Annotated in this window: 13 protein-coding genes; 10 read left to right on the top strand and 3 right to left on the bottom strand. The window is 44.8% G+C overall.

The window, feature by feature from the left end; all coding sequences use genetic code 11:
- The first annotated feature begins 80 nt into the window (after positions 1–80).
- Positions 81–1,271 (top strand): enoyl-ACP reductase FabV, encoded by a 1,191-nt coding sequence (gene fabV / locus BMX95_RS15805; protein WP_081203403.1) that lies wholly within the window; start codon positions 81–83, stop codon positions 1,269–1,271.
- Positions 1,272–1,478: 207 nt separating this feature from the next.
- Positions 1,479–2,465, top strand: coding sequence for a hypothetical protein (locus BMX95_RS15800; RefSeq protein ID WP_090519458.1), 987 nt, complete (start codon positions 1,479–1,481; stop codon positions 2,463–2,465).
- A 30-nt stretch (positions 2,466–2,495) separates the two neighbouring features.
- Here BMX95_RS15800 and BMX95_RS15795 read toward each other — a convergent pair whose 3' ends face one another.
- The 3 genes from BMX95_RS15795 to BMX95_RS15785 are packed head-to-tail and all read right to left on the bottom strand — an operon-like array spanning position 2,496 to position 7,836.
- Positions 2,496–3,002 (bottom strand): hypothetical protein, encoded by a 507-nt coding sequence (locus BMX95_RS15795; protein ID WP_081203626.1) that lies wholly within the window; start codon positions 3,000–3,002, stop codon positions 2,496–2,498.
- A gap of 16 nt (positions 3,003–3,018) precedes the next feature.
- The gene (locus BMX95_RS15790) at positions 3,019–4,671 is read right to left on the bottom strand and encodes a RagB/SusD family nutrient uptake outer membrane protein (RefSeq protein ID WP_207631704.1); all 1,653 of its coding nucleotides are present in this window, start codon (positions 4,669–4,671) and stop codon (positions 3,019–3,021) included.
- A 12-nt stretch (positions 4,672–4,683) separates the two neighbouring features.
- Entirely contained in the window at positions 4,684–7,836 is a 3,153-nt protein-coding gene (locus BMX95_RS15785) for a SusC/RagA family TonB-linked outer membrane protein (RefSeq protein ID WP_081203400.1), read from the bottom strand.
- A gap of 617 nt (positions 7,837–8,453) precedes the next feature.
- Here BMX95_RS15785 and BMX95_RS15775 point away from each other — a divergent pair.
- From BMX95_RS15775 to BMX95_RS15740, 8 genes are all read left to right on the top strand, one after another.
- Positions 8,454–9,602 (top strand): ScyD/ScyE family protein, encoded by a 1,149-nt coding sequence (locus tag BMX95_RS15775; RefSeq protein ID WP_081203398.1) that lies wholly within the window; start codon positions 8,454–8,456, stop codon positions 9,600–9,602.
- Positions 9,603–9,712: 110 nt separating this feature from the next.
- Entirely contained in the window at positions 9,713–11,002 is a 1,290-nt protein-coding gene (locus tag BMX95_RS15770; RefSeq protein ID WP_081203397.1) for a nucleoside hydrolase-like domain-containing protein, read from the top strand.
- 57 nt (positions 11,003–11,059) lie between these two features.
- A complete protein-coding gene (locus BMX95_RS15765; protein WP_081203396.1) occupies positions 11,060–11,911 on the top strand; it encodes an aldo/keto reductase in 852 nt (283 codons plus the stop codon).
- A gap of 136 nt (positions 11,912–12,047) precedes the next feature.
- Positions 12,048–12,638, top strand: coding sequence for a YceI family protein (locus tag BMX95_RS15760; RefSeq protein ID WP_081203395.1), 591 nt, complete (start codon positions 12,048–12,050; stop codon positions 12,636–12,638).
- A gap of 47 nt (positions 12,639–12,685) precedes the next feature.
- The gene (locus BMX95_RS15755; RefSeq protein WP_081203394.1) at positions 12,686–14,035 is read left to right on the top strand and encodes a hypothetical protein; all 1,350 of its coding nucleotides are present in this window, start codon (positions 12,686–12,688) and stop codon (positions 14,033–14,035) included.
- 19 nt (positions 14,036–14,054) lie between these two features.
- Entirely contained in the window at positions 14,055–14,636 is a 582-nt protein-coding gene (locus BMX95_RS15750; RefSeq protein WP_081203393.1) for a hypothetical protein, read from the top strand.
- 5 nt (positions 14,637–14,641) lie between these two features.
- Positions 14,642–15,937: an acetyl-CoA hydrolase/transferase family protein gene (locus BMX95_RS15745; RefSeq protein ID WP_081203625.1), complete on the top strand. Its 1,296-nt coding sequence runs from the start codon at positions 14,642–14,644 to the stop codon at positions 15,935–15,937.
- 334 nt (positions 15,938–16,271) lie between these two features.
- The gene (locus tag BMX95_RS15740) at positions 16,272–19,388 is read left to right on the top strand and encodes a sigma 54-interacting transcriptional regulator (RefSeq protein ID WP_081203392.1); all 3,117 of its coding nucleotides are present in this window, start codon (positions 16,272–16,274) and stop codon (positions 19,386–19,388) included.
- The last annotated feature ends 124 nt before the right edge of the window (positions 19,389–19,512 follow it).

Here is a 19,512-nt window from a genome sequence, read left to right as displayed (position 1 = left end):
GCCAGTCTGGGTCCATGGCCTTCTCCTTTTGCCAGGTGCCTAAAAAATGATATTTTGCGGAAATCTTTAAAGAATCAGCTATGGTAATAGAACCCAAAATGAGAGGATTTATTTGTTTAACAGCCCATCCTAAAGGCTGTGAGCAAAACATTTTAAATCAAATTGCTTATACCAGGAGCAAAGGAACAATTGCCGGCCCTAAAAATGTACTGGTAATTGGTGCATCAACAGGTTTTGGCCTGGCTTCCAGAATTGTGAGTGCTTTTGGTGCCAATGCCTCCACTATCGGTGTTTTCTTTGAAAAAGCGCCGTCAGAGGGCAAAACCGCTTCCCCCGGCTGGTACAATAGTGCTGCCTTTCAAAATGAGGCAAAAAAAGCAGGCCTTTACGCCAAAAGTATCAATGGCGATGCTTTTTCCGATGAGATCAAAAAACAAACCATCGAGCTTATAAAAAAGGACCTGGGCAAAATAGATGTGGTGGTCTATAGCCTGGCTTCACCGGTAAGGACCAATCCTAAAACGGGCGTTACCCACCGTTCTGTTCTTAAGCCTATTGGACAAACCTTCACCAATAATACGGTAGATTTTCATACCGGTAAGGTAACCGAGATCTCCATTGCGCCTGCCACACCGGAAGACATTGACAATACAATAGCCGTAATGGGTGGCGAAGACTGGCAAATGTGGATGGATGCGCTTTTACAGGCCGATGCCCTGTCAGAAAATGCTTTGACCCTGGCATATTCCTATATTGGTCCCGGCCTTACTGAGGCAGTATATCGCAAAGGAACCATTGGTAAAGCAAAAGATCACCTGGAAGCCACCGCTTTTAATATTACCGACAGTTTAAAAAAGGTGAACGGAAAGGCCTATGTTTCTGTAAACAAAGCATTGGTGACCCAGGCCAGCTCTGCTATTCCTGTCATTCCATTATACATCTCCCTGCTTTATAAAACAATGAAGGAGAAAGGAATCCATGAAGGCTGTATTGAACAAATAGATCGTTTGTTCAGAGAGCGTTTATACAGCGGCCAGTCTATTCCTGTAGATGGAAATAACCGAATACGAATTGACGATTGGGAAATGAGAGCGGATATACAGGACAAGGTAGCTGAACTGTGGGCGCAGGCAAATACCGAAACACTTCCGGCTATTGGCGACCTGGCGGGTTATAAAGCTGATTTCCTTAACCTGTTTGGATTTGGATTGGCCAATGTAGATTATGCAGCGGACGTAAATGAGATGGTGGCTATTGATGGCTTACAATAAATAATTCAATAATAAAAAAGAGGCGGTCACAAAAGAAATTTTGGACCGCCTCTTTTTTATTATTTTCTATTCTGGTCTTTCATAGAATTATACGGTTAAACCGGCCGATTTAACCTCCTGATAATACACCAGCATTCACCTTTACAGGCGAATGTTATAGGTTTGGCATACCTTTTTTACCAGCATATCTGTGATAGCCAGGAAACCATGAAAGCGCGTTGGCAATATTTTATTAATACTTCTTTATGCATCTTGTCATTTGCTGTCATTCATTCCTGTTTTCCCTGCTCGCATTGCCGGCAATCGCAATGTGTTCCCGGCAAGGGGGTACAGTATGGCAATGAGCTGCCCGACAAAACTTCGGAATTCAGCAGCAGTCCTCAAATAATACCATTGAAGCGAAAAAATCTGCGCGAGATCTCCGGCATCGCTGCCAGTCTTCAAAATAAAAATATGCTGTATTTAAACCAGGACAATGCGCATCCCAATTGTATTTATCTTACCAATACTACCGGGCAGGACCTCGGCAGACTGATCATTTGCAACAGCCTTAACCGCGACTGGGAAGATATAGCGGTTGGCCCCGGCCCATTGCCTGATCATACTTATATCTATGTGGCCGATATTGGCGACAATAATGAATGGCATTGCAATATTCGCATTTATCGTTTTCAGGAGCCGGATCTGTCAACGGCTGCATTCCCTGTTCGCAAGAGCATAAAAAGTGCAGAAACTATTACCCTGCATTACCCCGATAAGCCGCACAATGCGGAAACCATTCTCCTGGATCCATTAACCCGCGATCTGTACATCGTCACAAAGGAAGATACCTGCAGCCGGATCTATGTAGCATCATTTCCTCAATCTACCCATAAAAAAATAGTGCTGGAACCGGTGATTACATTACCCTTTCACCTGGTTACAGGCGGCAATATTTCAATCAGTGGATTGGAGATCTTTCTGCGCAGTGAAGAATATTACTGGTATTATAAACGGGCTGTGGGGGAAACGGTGGCTGCAGCATTAGGCAGGCCACCGCAACAGATAACACCGGTAACAAGAGAACCGCAGGGAGAGGCCATTTGCTTTGCAACAGATCAACAGGGTTATTTTACCTGTTCGGAAGTTAAGAGAAAACAACAGCCGGTTATCTATTTTTATGAAAGAGCTTCTTTAAGCAAAAAAGACCGCTGATAGCGGTCTTTTTTGCTTTACAACTACTCTCTATTTGATCTTTACAGGCTTTTTAAAGGCGGTTGAAAAAATATCTACTTCAAACTCGTCGGTAATATTATCCAGTAACTGGATTTCAAATTGCCGTACGCCGGTTGCGGTATTGTTCAATAGCTTAACGTAAACGGTATCCATGGCTTGTAATGCCTGTGGGAATATCATGGTATACGTGTTATCGGTAGCAGGGATCACATTTCCGTTTTTATCTACTACATCAAAGTCTACGCCGCGTACAGCAGGCAGGGTGTAGCCGGTAGTGCTGAAAGTATATTTTGCCACCGCATCGTAATTACGGGTGAACGCCGAATAAAATTGTACCGGCAATTTTATCAGGTCGGTTCTTTTTGATGACGTAATGGTGTCATTGGAGTTGGGAACAAAAACAGCATAATAGTGATGTTCCAATTCCGGTAGCTTTCGTTGGTAAGCCCTTTTCTCGCATGCCATCAACGCAAGCATTAAGGAGCCGGTAATGATACTATATGTAATGTATTTCATTTTTGTATTGTTGAGGTTATTGCCAATTGGGGTTCTGGGTAACATTGTTGCCGCTGGTGGTAATTTCATTTACTGGTACCGGGTACAGATAATCGCGGTTTGCCTGGAATTTACGGGTATTGGCAGGTTCGGATATGATCACTTTATCGCTGTTGAGCTTTAGGGTATTAACATTTGTTCCACTCCAGTCACCCGCAATATATTTGGCGCCCAGTATTTCCTTGGGTAAAACAGTTTCGGCAGTTTTCCATCTGATGAGGTCATCATAGCGGAAACCTTCCAGTGCCAGTTCTACTGTTCTTTCGCGTCTGATCTCATCGCGCATAGACAGGTTGTTGGCAGTTACAAAAGCATTGGTGAGTTTAACTGGCATGCCGGCCCGGGTGCGCAGGGCGTTCACCGTAAGATCGAGATCGCCATCGCTGATAGTTTCAGTCAGTTCAAATTTTGCTTCGGCCAGGATGAGTAATACTTCGGCGTAACGCATCAATATCCTGTCGGTAACGCCCCCGTTACTAACGGTCCAGTCCTCCAAACTGAATCCTTTTTTGCTGGCGAAACCGGTACGTGTTCCGGTTGTAAGGGTAGGCTGCCAGGGTCCTTTATAGGCTGAATCCCCTTTTTTGAATGCTAAAGTAGCCAAACGTGGATCTCTGTTTTCGAAGATGGTATTGTAAGCGGTTTCGTTTGCTTCAGGAACAAATAAAGGTGAAGGGGTAGCCACCGGCGTATTGTCTGTATTGAAAGCAGGCAATCCATCGGTATACAAATACTGCCGGAGCAGGTTACGGGTAACCGCGTTTTTGCCCTGTTCCAGGTCTCTTGAAAAGGTATGGCCAAGTATGATATTTGTGTTGCTTATGCCGTAGATTTTTACAAAGATGTTTTCCTTATTGGTGGGGCCTTCGCCGTCCTTAAGAAATAATTTTTCATAATTGGCAAAAAGCGCATGTCCCTGCATTGTTACCAGTTGAGCGGCAGCGATAGCGGTTTGCAAATGCGCTTCCCAGCCGGTTTCTCCCCGAAACTTTTCGCGGGTACCTTCGTAAAGGGCAATTCTTGCTTTTATACCCATTGCGGTACCTTTCATAACCCGGCCCCATTGTTTGGCATCTAAATTATCGCGGCCAGGTAACCAGGCATAGGCATAATCAAGGTCTTCATAAATGGCCTTCATTACATCCGCTCTTGGCGTGCGGGGCATTGTCAGCTCTTCTGAATTCAAATCCAGTGTATGTAATATCAGGGGAACATCGCCATATTTCTGAACTAACAGAAAATAAGAATAAGCCCGGAAGAACCTGGCTTCGGCAAAATACCTGTTCCTGACAAGATCAGAAACATTTGCTTTACCTGCTTTTTCCAGAATATTATTGGCGGTACGGATGTCCCTGTACCGGAAGCTCCAATCGTCACTGGTGTTTTGTATTGTCCAGGAACCATTACTGGTTTGGTTGGCACCCGTACCGATATTGTCATCACCCCGGTTGTCGAGCCAGTTGGCTTGTAAGGTTTCATATAACCGGTTGCATGCATTTATAAGGTCTGGTTCCCCGTTCCAGTAATCATTGTCGCTGATTTCTGACTCTGGTCTGAGGTTCAGTTTATTACAGCAAGTCAGTAAAATGCTTGCTGCCAGTATAGCTATTGATAGAATGATTTTTTTCATTGTATTCATTTTTTAGAAACCGGCATTGAGGCCAAAGGATACTGTTCTGTAAAACGGATAGGTGGTAGCATCTACGTTATTGCCCACTTCGGGATCGTATACGCTCAGCACTTTTGTGCTTTCCCACAGGTCCTGTCCGGATACATATACCTGCAGGTTGCGGATAAATGTTCTTTTAACCGGAACTGTGTAGCCTATTTGAATATTTTTCAAACGCAGGTAACTGCCATCTTGCGCCCACCGGTCGGAAGGTTTGAAATTATGTGCATCCTTCTCGTACATTCTCGGGAAAAAGGCATTGGGGTTATCCGGTGTCCATCGGTCCATATGGATGGTCCAGGGCATATCAGCTGTTCCAAACATGGGCGACAGGGTTTCTTCTTTGATGAGGAATTTTCTTTGTGCCGCACCCTGGAAGAAGGCAGAGAAATCAAACCCTTTCCAGCTGAAGCCAAAATCAAAGCCATAATTATAACGGGCATTGATGGTTCCCAGGTAAACCAGGTCGCCCGGATTTTGCGGGGTACCATCACCGATACCTATTGTACCACTTCCATCGCGGTCAACATATTTCATATCGCCGGGGCCCAGGTTGGTGAAATACTGGGTAGTAAATTTCGATTTGTAATCATCCAGATCATTCTTGCTTTGAATAAAACCCTGGGTTTGATAACCCCACACGGTGTTGATGGCGTATCCTTCCAGGTATTTTACCACTCCGCCGGTGCCTACGGAGTTTTTGCCAACGTATTTTATTAACTTGTTCTGGTTATCGGAAACGTTGAAGCCTACGCGGTATTCTACATTTCCTATATGGTCGCGCCATTTAACTTCCAATTCTTTTCCCCAGCTTTTCAATTCGCCTATATTATAAGCAGGAGTACCTATACCTATAATGTTTGGCAGGTTCAGGTAAGCCAGCATATTCTTGTTCTTCTTTACATAATAATCTGCGGTAATGGTTAACCGGTTGTCTAAGAGTCCCAGGTCTATACCTATGTTTGATTGCTGTACTGTTTCCCAGGTTACATCAGGTGACTCCAGGGTGTCCTGGTAAATATATTGGGAGCGGGTATTATCGAAAACAAGCGAAGGCGTGGTGGTGTTATTGGGATTTGATAATCCACTTTGCATAAGGGGCAAATAGGGATATAAACCGAGCGGTGAGCCGTTCCCTAACTGGCCCCAGGAAGCGCGGAATTTCAAATTCTGAATGAATGAAACATTGTCTCTGAAGAAATTTTCTTCACTAACGCGCCAGGCTGCAGAGAAAGAAGGGAAGATGTCCCAGCGATGTGCAGGGGCCAGTCTCGAACTTCCATCATAACGGTAAGATGCTTCCAATAAATATTTGCCGGCATAATTGTAATTGAACCGGCCGAATAAAGAGGCAAGGGCCCAGGTTTCAATCTTTTGCGAGCTTCTCACCGTTAATGGATCAGCATAGTTCAGGCTGAAGAAATTGTTGTTGGCCATATTCTGACCAGTAGAAAAGAGCTCATCTTTCCGGTATTCTTCGTATGAACCACCCTGCATAATGGTGAACTCGTGTTTGTTGAGTTTTAACCGGTAGGTAAGAAAGCTTTGCAGGTTGTTCTGATAGGACTTATTTTTTGTGACATTAATATAATTGGGCGAGTTTACAAAGGACCGGAGCAGGCTTGGAATAGCAGCCCGGCCGTACCAGTTAATGGTCTTCGCGTCTTTTTCCGCATTATAGATACCCTGGTTTCTCCAGCCGATCACATCGAGGGTTAAGCCCTTGATGACATTTTTTACCTGCAAACCGAGGCGGCTGGTGAAAGTACCATAGTTCCTTGTGTCAATACCGGCATTCTTTTCAATATCCACAGGGTTTATCTGCAGGTCGCCATTATATATTTGGCCGGTGGTATCTTCAGCCGGAACATATAGACTCTGACGGGTGCGGCTCCGGTACAGGCGGTTGATGATCTGGTCGGTGCCAAATGCATTTTCCAGGACTCTTGAATTGATGTAGCCGGCGGTAACTTTCATCGAAAGGTATTTATTCAGTTCGGCATTCACATTCAGTTTCAGGTTAACCCGGGTATTGTCATCGGGCCCAAACCGCAAAACGCCGTCGCGTTTGTAATAAGCGCCGGTAAACAGGTAGTTCAATTTTTGATCGCCGCCACCTACAGAAAGCGAGTGGTTTTGCTGGTGGTTGTATTTGTCTAACCCTTCCAGCATCCAGTTATTGTTATCAAAGTATTCCCAGCGTCCCTGGGTAGGGTTGGGACGGTAATAAAAATTGGGATTCTTCAACCATTCATAGTTCTCGGCAGTATACTCAGCGGTACCGGTAGCGTTTAACCGGGCCTCGTCGATCAATGTTTGTTCATCCCATGAATTCAGGCGTTTGGGTTGACGTGCAGTTATGTTAACGCCATAATTACTGCTTAAGGTAACCTGCGTTTTTCCGGCCTTAGCCTGTTTGGTAGTTACCAGAATAACACCGGCGGCAGCGCGGGCACCATAAATAGCAGAGGCAGATGCATCTTTCAACACGGAGATAGATTCAATATCGCTGGGGTCTATCAGGTTCAGGTCCTGCTCAATACCATCTACAAGCACCAGGGCATTGGCATCATTGGCGGAGGAAAATCCGCGAACACGGATACCATATCCTTCACCGCCCGGTTTACCTGAACTTCTAAACACGGTTAACCCGGGCATAACCCCTTGCAGGGCGCCGGTTACGTTGGCGACAGGTCTGTTCGCCAGGTCTTTACCGGTAACCTGGGCTACCGAACCACTCAGGTTTACTTTCTTTTGGCTGCCGTAACCTACTACTACTACATCGTCGAGTGTGGTGGAGCTCTGCTGCATCAATACATTGATCACTGTACGGTCGCCTACCTTTTCTTCCTGGTTTAAAAAACCGGAGGAAGAAAAGATCAGCACATTACCGGGCTGAACAAGGAGGGCGTATTTCCCTTCCTTATCAGTGATGGTACCGCTGCCACCATTTTTAATCAGCACGTTTACGCCCTGAAGCGGTACTCCTTTTAAATCAGTTACAGTTCCCTGGATACGGTTGGATGGAGTCTGGGCAATCGCTGCCAGAGATCCAAGCAGGAACATTAAGGACAATAGATTTTTGGCCGGCCATATCAAATGACCAGCAAACAATTTAATTCTCATAAACAACCTTTTTTTGGTGAAGAGACAATAGGGTTTGGGTATCCCTATTTTTGAAACAACAGGAATGATTGATTGGAAAATGGGGCCTTACCAGTAAATAAAACTGCAGATAACAAATAGCAGGAAGCCTGCGCTTACCGGATTGGAAAGGGTAAAAACGGATGGGTAATATTCCCGGATATGGCAGTCGTCGCTTGGTTATTGTCATGGCAGCTATCTTGAAATTCCACAACAAAACTGCTCATTGCAGGTGGCTGTATCAAGAAAGCGACTACGTCAAAACTGCTACACTACTAAAAAATAAAATTGATTTTCAGCTGCTTGTGTTGTGGTTACTACTGCGTACCTACTCGTCTGTTGGATCGGAAAACAACGGAAACGTTTCCGTAAAAAAAGGTAGCCGACCCTATACTAAACAGGTATTTATTATTACTGACCGTGTGTATGAAACGCTTTGACAAAAATCCTTTATGTAGTGACATGTTGCTTTATTTTAATATCTGGCGAAGTATTTGAGGGGCTGCTAATACTTTTAATTCCTTCCCCCGAAAATTATAGGTGTCCTTCCTGAAAGCTGATAACGCTGCTTTTAATCACTTAAACATAAGGAGGCGTTTATGGCACAAAAAGGATCTTTACGATCAGGTTATGTACTTATTGTTGTTCTTGCTTTGGCTTCATGCCGTAAGGACATGGGCAAGTTCTGTGATTGCAAACAGGCTGACATGGTAGCTACCGTTACCAGCTTTGCTACCGGATTGAATAATCCCCGCGGACTGACATTCGGCCCTGATGGCAACCTGTATGTGGCAGAAGGCGGTATTGGCGGCACCGATTCAACAAGCTGTACCCAGGTGATACCGCCTGTAGGACCGTATCGGGGAAGTAAAACCGGCGCCCGGATTTTGAAGATAGAGAAGTCCGGACAGATCTGGGTAGTAGCCAACAAGTTGCCATCGAGCCAGACCGCGCCTTCGCTGGGCAGTCTGGTGAGTGGGGTGGCGGATGTTGCGTTTATTGGCAATACACTGTATGGCGTGTTGGCCGGGGCAGGCTGTTCGCATGGGGTGAAAGGCATCCCGAATGGAATTGTAAAGGTGCACCCCGACAAATCCTGGGACATCATTGCCAATCTCAGTGAATGGCAAATGAGCCATCCCGTGGCCAAACCCGAACCAGATGATTTTGAGCCGGATGGTACCTGGTATGGAATAGAAGCCGTTAACGGCAGCCTGTATGCGGTAGAACCAAACCATGGCGAGATCGTGAAAGTGACTACCAACGGAAAGATTGAACGCCTGATTGATATCTCAGCCAGCCAGGGTCATATTGTGCCCACCGCTATGACTTATTATAAGGGTGATTTTTATGTGGGCAACCTGGGTGTATTCCCAATCACCGGCAATTCGAATGTATATAAAGTGACGCTCGATGGTAAGATCAGTATAGTGAAAAAAGGTTTCAGTACCATCGTGGGGATCGCTTTTGACGATGCAGGTGGGATGTATGTGCTCGAAAATACTACAGGCAATGCAAACCCTACACCCGGTACAGGTAGAATTATCCGGATCGATCCTTCGGGCGACCGGCGCACGCTGGTTTCCGGTTTAAATCTGCCCACTGCCATAACCTATGGCCCCGATGGTAATTTGTATGTTTCCAACTGGGGCTTTGGCGCACCGGCCATTGGTGGGGGAGAGATCCTTAAAATAAAAATTGACTGTGAACGCGACCGCAAAAGCGACTGGCATGATATGATCAGATAATTGAAGGGAAAGACCTTTATAAAAAGACTGTCTGCCTGTTGGGAGACAGTCTTTTTTATAACGAACATCGCTTAACTTCACCTGAATTGATCGCTTTTAAATTCTTGCACGTGAAAAAACTGATTGGTCTCTTCTGTATCTTATGCTGGTCGTTGGTATTAATCGCACAAAAGGCGGTCCCCGTAAAACCCCGTATTCTCATCAGTACCGATATTGGTGGCACAGACCCCGACGATAATCAGTCGATGATCCATTTTCTGATGTACAGCAACCTGTTTAATACCGAAGGCCTCATCTCTTCTCCTTCCTATGGGCATGGCACCAAACAAAACCTGCTCGAGATGATTGCCCTGTATGAAAAGGACCTGCCAAAGCTGGAAAAACATGCCGAAGGATTTCCTTCACCCGATGCGTTGCGGGCCATTTGTAAACAGGGAAAACAGGGCGCCGCGCCGTTCGCTGGCGTTACAAAAACTACTGAAGGAAGCAGCTGGATAGTAACCTGCGCCCGAAAAAAAAGCACTCAACCGCTTTGGGTACTGGTATGGGGCGGACTGGATGATCTGGCTCAGGCCTTACATGATGCACCCGATATTCGTAAGCATATAAAAGTATACTGGATAGGCGGGCCCAACAAAAAATGGAGCGCCAACAGCTACGCCTATATTGTTGCCAATTTTCCTGATCTGTGGTTTATTGAAGACAATTCTTCTTACTACGGCTTCTTTTCAACCAAGGGCATGCCCGACAGTGTGAACACTACTAACTATTACGATCAGCACATGGCCGGTGCAGGCAATATGGGAAAGGATTTTAAAAACTACTATGGCGGAAATGTGAAAATGGGCGATACGCCTTCCTTATTATATATGATGGATGGCAACCCCAATGACCCCGCCAAAGAAAGCTGGGGCGGAAGTTTTTCGACATTCAATCACAGCCCACGCATGCTGTTCAACCGGAACACTACACTGGCTGATACGGTAACGGTATGTTCCTTGCTGGAGTTTCATATAAAAGGACCAGTCGTTAATATTCCCGCAGACTCTGCCTGTTTTTCATTGAATGTAAAAGCCGGCATCGGCGAACAAAAATGGGCCGGGTATTACCTGGGCAAAGGAAATTATGTGGTCCGGTATGCACCCAAACAGGCAGAAACGATTTCCTATACAATTACCTCATCTATCCCCGGATTCACCGAGCTGGCCGGACAGTTTGTAGTTGATAACAGCTGGCCGGGTAAAGAAAGGAAAACTGATTATAAATTAGGCCCGAACTGGTTTACAGATCGCAGCGATCCCGATTTGTATGATGGCAACATACAGGGCGGTATTACTATAAAGAAATGGCGCAAAGAGGTGTTGATGGATTGGGCAAAGCGCTGGGCCTGGTTAAGATAAGATTAAAACGAAACAAATTCCCAACTCGCATGTTGAAAAGGAAAACACACCTTCAATATGCAACAAGCTACAAACAAAACATTTAAGATCGGTAACGACCTTACCGTGAATCGAATGGGGTATGGCGCCATGCGTATTACCGGCAAAGGTATTTGGGGCCCGCCCAAAGACCGGGACGAAGCCATACGCGTTTTAAAAGCATTACCCGGTCTTGGCGTTAACTTCATTGACACAGCCGATAGTTATGGCCCCAATGTATCGGAAGAATTGATTGCAGAAGCGCTCTATCCCTATCCTGCAGGAATGGTTATTGCAACAAAGGGCGGTTTTGAACGTACCGGGCCCGATGAATGGCACATCAACAGCCACCCCGATCACCTGAAAAAAGTATTGGAAGGAAGCCTCAAACGGTTAAAGTTAAGCCGCATTGATCTATACCAGCTACACCGGATCGATCCCCGAGTTCCTTATGAAAACACATTGACCTTTTTACAAAAGGCGCAACAGGAAGGACTGATAAAACATATTGGGCTTTCTGAAGTAAACATCGAAAGCCTGAAAAAGGCACAGGAGTTTTTCCCGGTAGTGTCCCTTCAAAACAAGTACAGCATTGTTGAACGCGATTGGGAACCTGAATTGCAATACTGCAAAGAACACGATATCGCATTCATACCCTGGAATCCCATCAATGCAGGTAATATAAGTTTTTTACAAAAGCTCGATGAAATTGCCCAGCGGCATAACGCTACATCCCAACAGGTAGCCTTAAGCTGGTTGTACCATTATGAACCCAATATTTTACTGATCCCCGGCACGTCAAAAGTGAGCCATGCCGAAGAAAATGTAAAAGCGGCAGATCTGCTGCTTTCCGCAGAAGAAATGGATGAACTGGAAAGTGTTAGCGCTTAGCCGGTCAGCCTGGCGGCTGTTCTAAATCATCCGTCAGGCTGACATTTATCATCTGCCTGCCAATCCAGGTCATATGCCTGGCAGCTGAGGTAAAATAGTTTTGTGGTGGAATTCATCACCTACAAAACTTACTACAATGAAAACCTCACGCACTACGCTGTTTCTCCTCACCTTGTTTTTTGCGTTCACCTCATCAATCGCACACGCACAAACTAAGTATCAATCCATTGGCGGAGTAAAACTGGTTATTGAAGGAACTTCCAATGTACATGACTGGGATATGAAATCCGATAAAGGATATTGTTCCAGCCTGTTCGATATAACCAATACGGGCACGCTGAACGGTGTATCGTATATCAACTTTATGGTGCCGGCCGAAAGCCTGAAGAGCGAACACTCGGGTATGGATAAAAATACCTACAAAGCACTCAATACCGGAAAATATACCAATATCAGTTTTACGGCTGCTGCTGTAACGGTAAAGCCTACCGGCGCAGCCGGGTATGTATTGACTGCCAAAGGCAAGCTTACTATTTCGGGTGTTACCAGGGATGTGGTGCTTACTGCCAATGGTACCATGAATGCCGATAAAAGCATCAGCTACAATGGCTCGTACAAACTGAAAATGACTGACTATAACGTAGAACCTCCTTCCATTATGCTGGGCGCTATTAAGACCGGGGAATTTGTAACCGTTAAATTCGACCTGCTTTTAAGATCCATATAACACCCACCCTCCATTTAACTTCTTCGAACCAATTTAAATATACTATTATGAGACGCTTGTATTTAATTAACGCAATAAAAGTAATGCTGTTTTTATTTGCCCTGCCAGCTACCATGTGGGCACAGGACGAAAAGTTTTCCTATGGCCGCCCTGCTTACTGGCGCCCATACGATAAAACCGGCATCAACGTATTTGAAACAACCAAAGAGAATCTTATACCATACGATGGCATGCGCATAAGACTGGGCGCCGGCTTTACCCAGCAGTTTCAAAACCTGAAACATGAAAACGATGGCGCTGCCAATTTTGAAACTTCTAATAGATTGTATCCCCTGGCTCCTGGTTTCATGACTGCCCAGGCTAACCTGAACATAGATGTACAACTGGCTGAAGGCATCCGGTTGAATGTAACAACCTATCTCAGCAGCCGGCACCATAACGAAGCCTGGGTAAAAGGCGGTTACATTCAATTTGACAAACTGCCGTTCAAAGGAAAGATCTGGGACGATATTATGAAAGTGACCACCATAAAAGTAGGTCATATGGAAGTGAACTATGGCGATGCGCATTTCCGCCGTTCCGATGGAGGCCAAACCCTGTACAATCCATTTATGGAAAGTTATATCATGGACGCCTATGCAACGGAGATCGGGGGCGAAGTATATGTGCAAAAGAACGGTTTGTTTGGAATGGTTGGTGTTACCAATGGGATGATAAAAGGCAATGTTGACTCTGCGGTTAAATCGCCGGTAGATGATAATGTTAAACGCAAACCTTCGCTCATTCTGAAAGGTGGCATCGATAAAAAAATAAGTGATGACATACGCGTACGGTTAACTGGTAGCTTCTATCACAACAGCAACTCTGCTGCTTCCGGTTTAACGCTGTATGGGGGCGACCGCAGCGGCAGCAATTACCAGAACGTAATGGAAAATGCACCAGCGAACGCTGCACTGCCTGCTTCAACTGCCATCGCATTTTCGGGCAGGCTGAACCCCGGGTTCAGCAAAAAAGTAGATGCCTATATGATCAACGGTTTTTTGAAAGTGCAGGGACTGGAAGTGTTTGGAACTTATGAAAATGCACAGGGCCGCGCAAAAACTGAAACTGCCGTAAGACTGATGCAGCAATATGCCGGTGATGTGGTGTATCGGTTCGGCAACCAGGAAAACCTGTTCGCCGGGGTTAGGTATAATAAAGCATGGGGCCAGTTGTCTGGTTTTGCAGACGATATAAACGTTGATCGCTGGGCAGGCGCTGCCGGCTGGTTCGTAACAAAGAACGTGCTGCTGAAAGGGGAGTATGTGGTACAGAAATACAATGCCTTCCCTGTTGGCGATTACCGCAGTTCAGGCAAATTTAATGGCTATGTTATTGAAGCTGTAGTAGGATTCTAACAAACGCTAAATACAGGTTATGAAAACGTTATTGATCATAATGCTGCTGTCGTTCTGCTGGCCACCGCATATTGTGCTGAAAGAAAAATGGTTGATTGAGAAAGAAAGTAACCTGTATTTCGAGGGCAGAACGAACATCAGCAATTTCCGGTGTGGCATAACCAGTTACCTGCGTCCAGATACAGTATGCTTTTGCCGGGAAGATGCATCCAAAGCCATCCTGGGTATTAAAGGTGGTCTTTGCATCGATGTAAATGGTTTCGAGTGTCAGCAGCCCTATATGAACAAAGACCTGCGGAAAGCACTGAAAGCCCGGGAATGTCCTTTGATGAAAATAGCTTTGCTGAGCATTGGCAATTTCACCGGCAATGTTCCGCATGTAAAAGGGAAAGTGGCTATTTGTCTGGCAGGGGTAACGCGCATTATGGATGTTGATTATACGGTGCAGCCTGTTGATGAAAGCAGCCTGCGTTTATATGGTAAACAAAAAGTATCGTTTGCTGATTTTGATTTAACACCACCCCGAAAAATGGCCGGTCTGGTAAAAGTTGAACAACAGATAGATGTTAACTTTATGCTGGCATTGCGCTTATTAAAATAATGTATATGAGTAACAGAATAGGTTTAACGGCCAGCGAGGCTGTACAATTGATCCAATCGGGCAACCGGGTTTTTATTCATGGCAGTGCGGCCACTCCGGTATTCCTGATAAAAGCTTTACAACAGCGGTATGCAGAACTGGATGATGTGGAACTGGTAAGTATTACCAGCATGGGCGATGTGGATTTTAACCAGGCCCATTTCCATGGACGCTTCTTTTTTAATTCCCTGTTTGTGTCTGCCAATACCCGGGAAGTTTGTAACAGCGAGAATGGCGATTATGTGCCTGTGTTTTTAAGCCAGATCCCACAATTGTTCAAAGAGAATATTCTTCCTATAGATGTAGCGTTGATCACGGTATCGCCGCCCGATCTGCATGGATTCTGTTCGTTGGGAACATCCGTTGATATTGCCCGCACAGCAGTGGATACCGCCCGCATTGTAATAGCCCAGGTGAACCCGCGTATGCCCCGCACCCATGGCGATGGTTTTGTGCATGTAAATAAGATCCATGCAATGGTATGGGAAGAAAGCGAACTGCCTGAGATCAACTATTCATCGAAAGTAAATGAGGCGGTACAACAGATAGGAAGGAATGTGGCTGCTCTGGTTGAAGATGGCGCTACCCTGCAATTGGGCATTGGTGGTATTCCCGACCAGGTATTGCAAAACCTGACCGGGCATAAAGACCTGGGCATTCATACCGAGATGATGTCTGACGGTGTTATCCCACTCATTCAAAGTGGTGTTATTAATAATAGTAAGAAAGTATTGAATGTAGGCCGAACGGTTACCGGTTTTATGGCCGGTACCCGTAAGTTGTATGATTTTGTACATGACAATCCATCGGTGCGGGTGATGAATATTGCCTATGTGAACGATACCAGCATTATTCGTCAAAACCCCAAAGCCACCGCCATCAACAGCGCCATTGAAATCGACATCACCGGGCAGGTATGTGCCGATAGCATCGGTACTTATGAGTTTTCCGGTATCGGCGGGCAAATGGACTTTATGCGTGGTGCTTCTTTGTCGCCAGGAGGCAAACCGATCATTGCCCTTCCTTCCGTTGCCTCAAAAGGGGAGTCGCGGATTGTACCATTTTTAAAACCTGGCGCGGGTGTGGTTACTACCCGGGGGCATATTCACTGGGTGGTTACTGAATTTGGCGCCGTTAACCTGTTTGGAAAAAATTTAAAACAGCGTGGCAAGGCATTGATTGAAATAGCCCACCCCATGCACCGCGAAAGTTTAGAACGAGCTTATTATGAAAGGTTCCATTTTTTGCCACAAAATGCGTAATTTAAAATTATTGAACCTCAGAAAGACTGCCAGCAATGGTGGTCTTTTTTATTTCCTGGCCTTTTTGGAGGCAGGTTATCGACTGGAATTGGCAGTCCTAATAATGATAATATAAATCTGCTTAAATTGCAGGTAATTAAGTTTTTTAATGCGCTATTATTAACATTCTTAAAGCTGCCTCCAAAATATTGGAGATATCCAAAGGGAGGTAAAATTAATCTTGATCACTGAGACTGTTATTTAATTTGTCGTTGGATAGTTTTCCATAACTATCCAATCAGGCAAAGTCTTATACATTCAATTCACCATAATAGTTTAACAAAATATACCAGGGATGTCTGTGTCGTTGTCTAATGATTGCACAAGGCTGCTGTTGCATGTTATTAAAGATATTGCACTGGCAGAGGACCGTGAGGAAATATTAACGGTAATTAACAACAGGGTCAGGGCTATATTCCATTTTTACAATTATTGCCTCCTGACTGTCGATGAAAGCAATGAAGTACATGCTTTTGTAGATAGTTCCGGGGATGGTATTGATGACATTGCCCAAAATAAACTTCTCTTTACCTCATTGTTACAAAGGGCTGACCATGACTGGCCGCCTCTGATCGTCAATTATAAAAATGACCCGCTTTTTTACGACAATGAAAAATCACTGGCGATACTAAAAGCAGGCGAGTGCCACAAAGGACTGTGTGAGTTGCTGAAAGCAAGGGGCAAGGTTTTTGGCTGCCTGATACTGAATTTCGAGAATGACATCAAATTGGACGATACCGATACATTGTTGTTCCGAACAATAATAGAGCAGTTTTCCATCGCATTGGATAATATTTTGTCGAATGAAAAGATCATTCACAAGGAAAGGGACCTGAATAAACTCTTGCATCTGATCGATGACCTGGTACACATCAGGCAAAGAAATGATCTCGCAAGGATGATCAGGGACAAGATTAAGCCCATCCTTGATTTTGACGACGCGGTGATCTTAATAGTGGATAAATATAAAAAAAGGGCGAGGCATTTCCTGAACATTGCAACCGATGAAAGGAAGGCGCATCCTTTTTATATGCAGATCGTGCAACATGATCTGCCTTTGGAAGGGTCCGCGCTTCACCCAATAGTCAACCACCGGGGCGATATTCACTATATGAACGTGGCTTCTTATTTACATCAATATCCTGAATCGCCCGCGCTTTTGTTAATGCAGCAAACGGGGTTGAACCACAGTTTAACAGTAAAGTTGTGGTGGGGCGGCGATTTAATTGGTTTGTTCATGTTGCATTTTGCGGACGAAGCTCCCATTCACGGTATTAATAACAACCTTATTAGAGCGGTTGGCAACCAGGTAGCCGTAGCAGTGGCAAACATACTGGCAACCGAAGACGTGGAACAGGGTGAAAAAGAAAAGACCGTACTGTTGTCTATCAGTGAAGCTATCAAAAGCATCCGCAAAAAGCAAGACCTGCTACAAGTTATATCCCGGAAAATAAAACCGCTGTTTACGTTCAATGATATGGTGATTGCATTGGTGAATGCGGATAACAAAACACAACGGGTTTTCCTGTTGCATACCGAAGAAAAACGGCGGCAAAGTGTATATTTTCAACCTACTGTGCAACAGGATTATCCCATCAATGATGGTGTCTTTGACCAGGTGCTAAAAGCTGACCGGCCGGTTGTAATTAATGTAAAGGAAGCCAGGAAAAGTTTTCCTGCAGCCGGTTATTTGAATTTTATTTATGCAAATGGTATTCAGGAGATGGTGAGTACACCCATCCGTTATATGCCCAATGTAAAAGGAGTGCTGATTTTGCAATCGGAAAAAAAGAATGCTTTTTTTGAAAAAGACTTTAACCTGTTGCAGGCGCTTTCAGATCAGTTGGCTGTGGCAGTCGCTAATATTTTGATTACCGAGGACATAAACAGAAAAGAAAAAGAAAGATCAATCCAGCTTTCCGTGATTCAACACCTGACCAGTTCCCAGCCATGGGTGCAACGGTTTGAAGGTATTGCAAAGGCGCTGCAGCAACGATTCGCATTCCGGTTCGCTTATTTTACATGCGAAAAAAAGGATAACCTGGATGGATATGGGTATGGGTTTTTGTACGTTGGCGGCAATGAATGTCAATATATTGACAAAAGCCATTTTTTTCGATTGCTGCATCTGAATGAAGAACGCTTTAAACGGTTGAAAATGCCTGCTGGCCATGATAAAAAAATCCCTGTACCGGATTTAATTGCCGAAGGGTTGGAGCTTCGCTCCCAGGTATCGTTTACTTATACCTTTCCAGCGTATGGTTATTTTTATATCAGCCTCTTCAATACAGCCGAAAAATTTTATGAGAAGTATGATCAGGAAGCATTTCATCGTATCATGGCGGAAATTACCCCGAATTTCGAGACGAACCTGTATTCTGATGAAATCATACGACTGAAGGAGAAACTGGAACATGAAAAAGTTGATCTGGCTGATGAAATGATGTCTACCTACAATTTTGATGACATGATCGGGGCTTCAAAAGTGATGCAGAAGGTTTATAAAAACATCAAACAGGTTGCAAAGACCGATGTAACGGTATTGATCACTGGCGAAACTGGTACGGGTAAAGAGTTACTTGCCCGTTCGATCCACAATTATAGCGATCGAAAAAATAATGTAATGGTCAAGGTTAATTGTGCAGTGCTTCCTCCACATCTGATAGAGAGCGAGTTGTTCGGACATGAAAAAGGAGCTTTTACCGGGGCTATTGCAAAGCGACTTGGGAAGTTTGAAATTGCTAATGGCAGCACACTTTTCCTGGATGAGATTGCGGAACTGTCGCCTGATCTGCAGGCAAAACTGCTGCGGGTATTGCAGGAAAAAGAATTTGAGCGTGTTGGCAGTAATAAAGTGATCAAAATAAATGTGCGTATTGTAGCCGCAACAAATCGTAACCTCGAAAAAGAAGTATTGGAGGGCCGGTTTAGAAGCGATTTATATTACCGCCTGGCTGTATTTCCAATAGAACTACCGCCTTTACGCGAACGTAAAGAGGATATAGTACTGCTTGGCCGTCATTTTCTTGATAAATATAATCACAAGTTCAATAAATCAGTTACCGGTTTTAGTACCGGGATCATAACTGAAATGCTGCAATCCCAATGGCCCGGTAACATTCGCGAAATGGAACATCTTATTGAACGGGCGGTTATGCTTTGCAGCGGCAAGATCATTACCAGTATTCACACAAGCAAAAAAATCCTCGAAAGGCAGCCTGGTTTTCAGCAATCCGGCGTTGTTATCAAAAGCCTGGCGCAAAGCGAAAAAGAACACATCCTGAATATTCTTAAGATCACAAATGGCAGGATCCGGGGCGCAGGCGGCGCTGCAGAACTGCTTAATATAAAACCAACAACCCTGGAAGCGAGAATGAAAAAACTAGGCGTGGAAAAGAAGTTCCTGGGGTAAGCTGTTGCGTTTCCTTTCTCCAACTACAATGAAGGCATACCTGTATATCTCCAGTATATTGGAGTAACATTCCGCGCATGTTTATGGTTGTTTGTTTACGCTGGTCATCTGTAGTTGACTGTAA

Source organism: Niastella yeongjuensis (assembly GCF_900110245.1).
Lineage (GTDB): Bacteria > Bacteroidota > Bacteroidia > Chitinophagales > Chitinophagaceae > Niastella > Niastella yeongjuensis.
The sequence above is the reverse complement of the archived record's forward strand: the minus strand, read 5'-3'. Positions and strand labels throughout refer to the sequence as shown.

Coding starts and splice junctions, on each gene's coding strand:
- fabV (WP_081203403.1), top strand. CDS start 81: ATGGTAATAGAACCCAAAATGAGAGGATTTATTTGTTTAACAGCCCAT.
- BMX95_RS15800 (WP_090519458.1), top strand. CDS start 1,479: ATGAAAGCGCGTTGGCAATATTTTATTAATACTTCTTTATGCATCTTG.
- BMX95_RS15795 (WP_081203626.1), bottom strand. CDS start 3,002: ATGAAATACATTACATATAGTATCATTACCGGCTCCTTAATGCTTGCG.
- BMX95_RS15790 (WP_207631704.1), bottom strand. CDS start 4,671: ATGAAAAAAATCATTCTATCAATAGCTATACTGGCAGCAAGCATTTTA.
- BMX95_RS15785 (WP_081203400.1), bottom strand. CDS start 7,836: ATGAGAATTAAATTGTTTGCTGGTCATTTGATATGGCCGGCCAAAAAT.
- BMX95_RS15775 (WP_081203398.1), top strand. CDS start 8,454: ATGGCACAAAAAGGATCTTTACGATCAGGTTATGTACTTATTGTTGTT.
- BMX95_RS15765 (WP_081203396.1), top strand. CDS start 11,060: ATGCAACAAGCTACAAACAAAACATTTAAGATCGGTAACGACCTTACC.
- BMX95_RS15760 (WP_081203395.1), top strand. CDS start 12,048: ATGAAAACCTCACGCACTACGCTGTTTCTCCTCACCTTGTTTTTTGCG.
- BMX95_RS15755 (WP_081203394.1), top strand. CDS start 12,686: ATGAGACGCTTGTATTTAATTAACGCAATAAAAGTAATGCTGTTTTTA.
- BMX95_RS15750 (WP_081203393.1), top strand. CDS start 14,055: ATGAAAACGTTATTGATCATAATGCTGCTGTCGTTCTGCTGGCCACCG.
- BMX95_RS15745 (WP_081203625.1), top strand. CDS start 14,642: ATGAGTAACAGAATAGGTTTAACGGCCAGCGAGGCTGTACAATTGATC.
- BMX95_RS15740 (WP_081203392.1), top strand. CDS start 16,272: ATGTCTGTGTCGTTGTCTAATGATTGCACAAGGCTGCTGTTGCATGTT.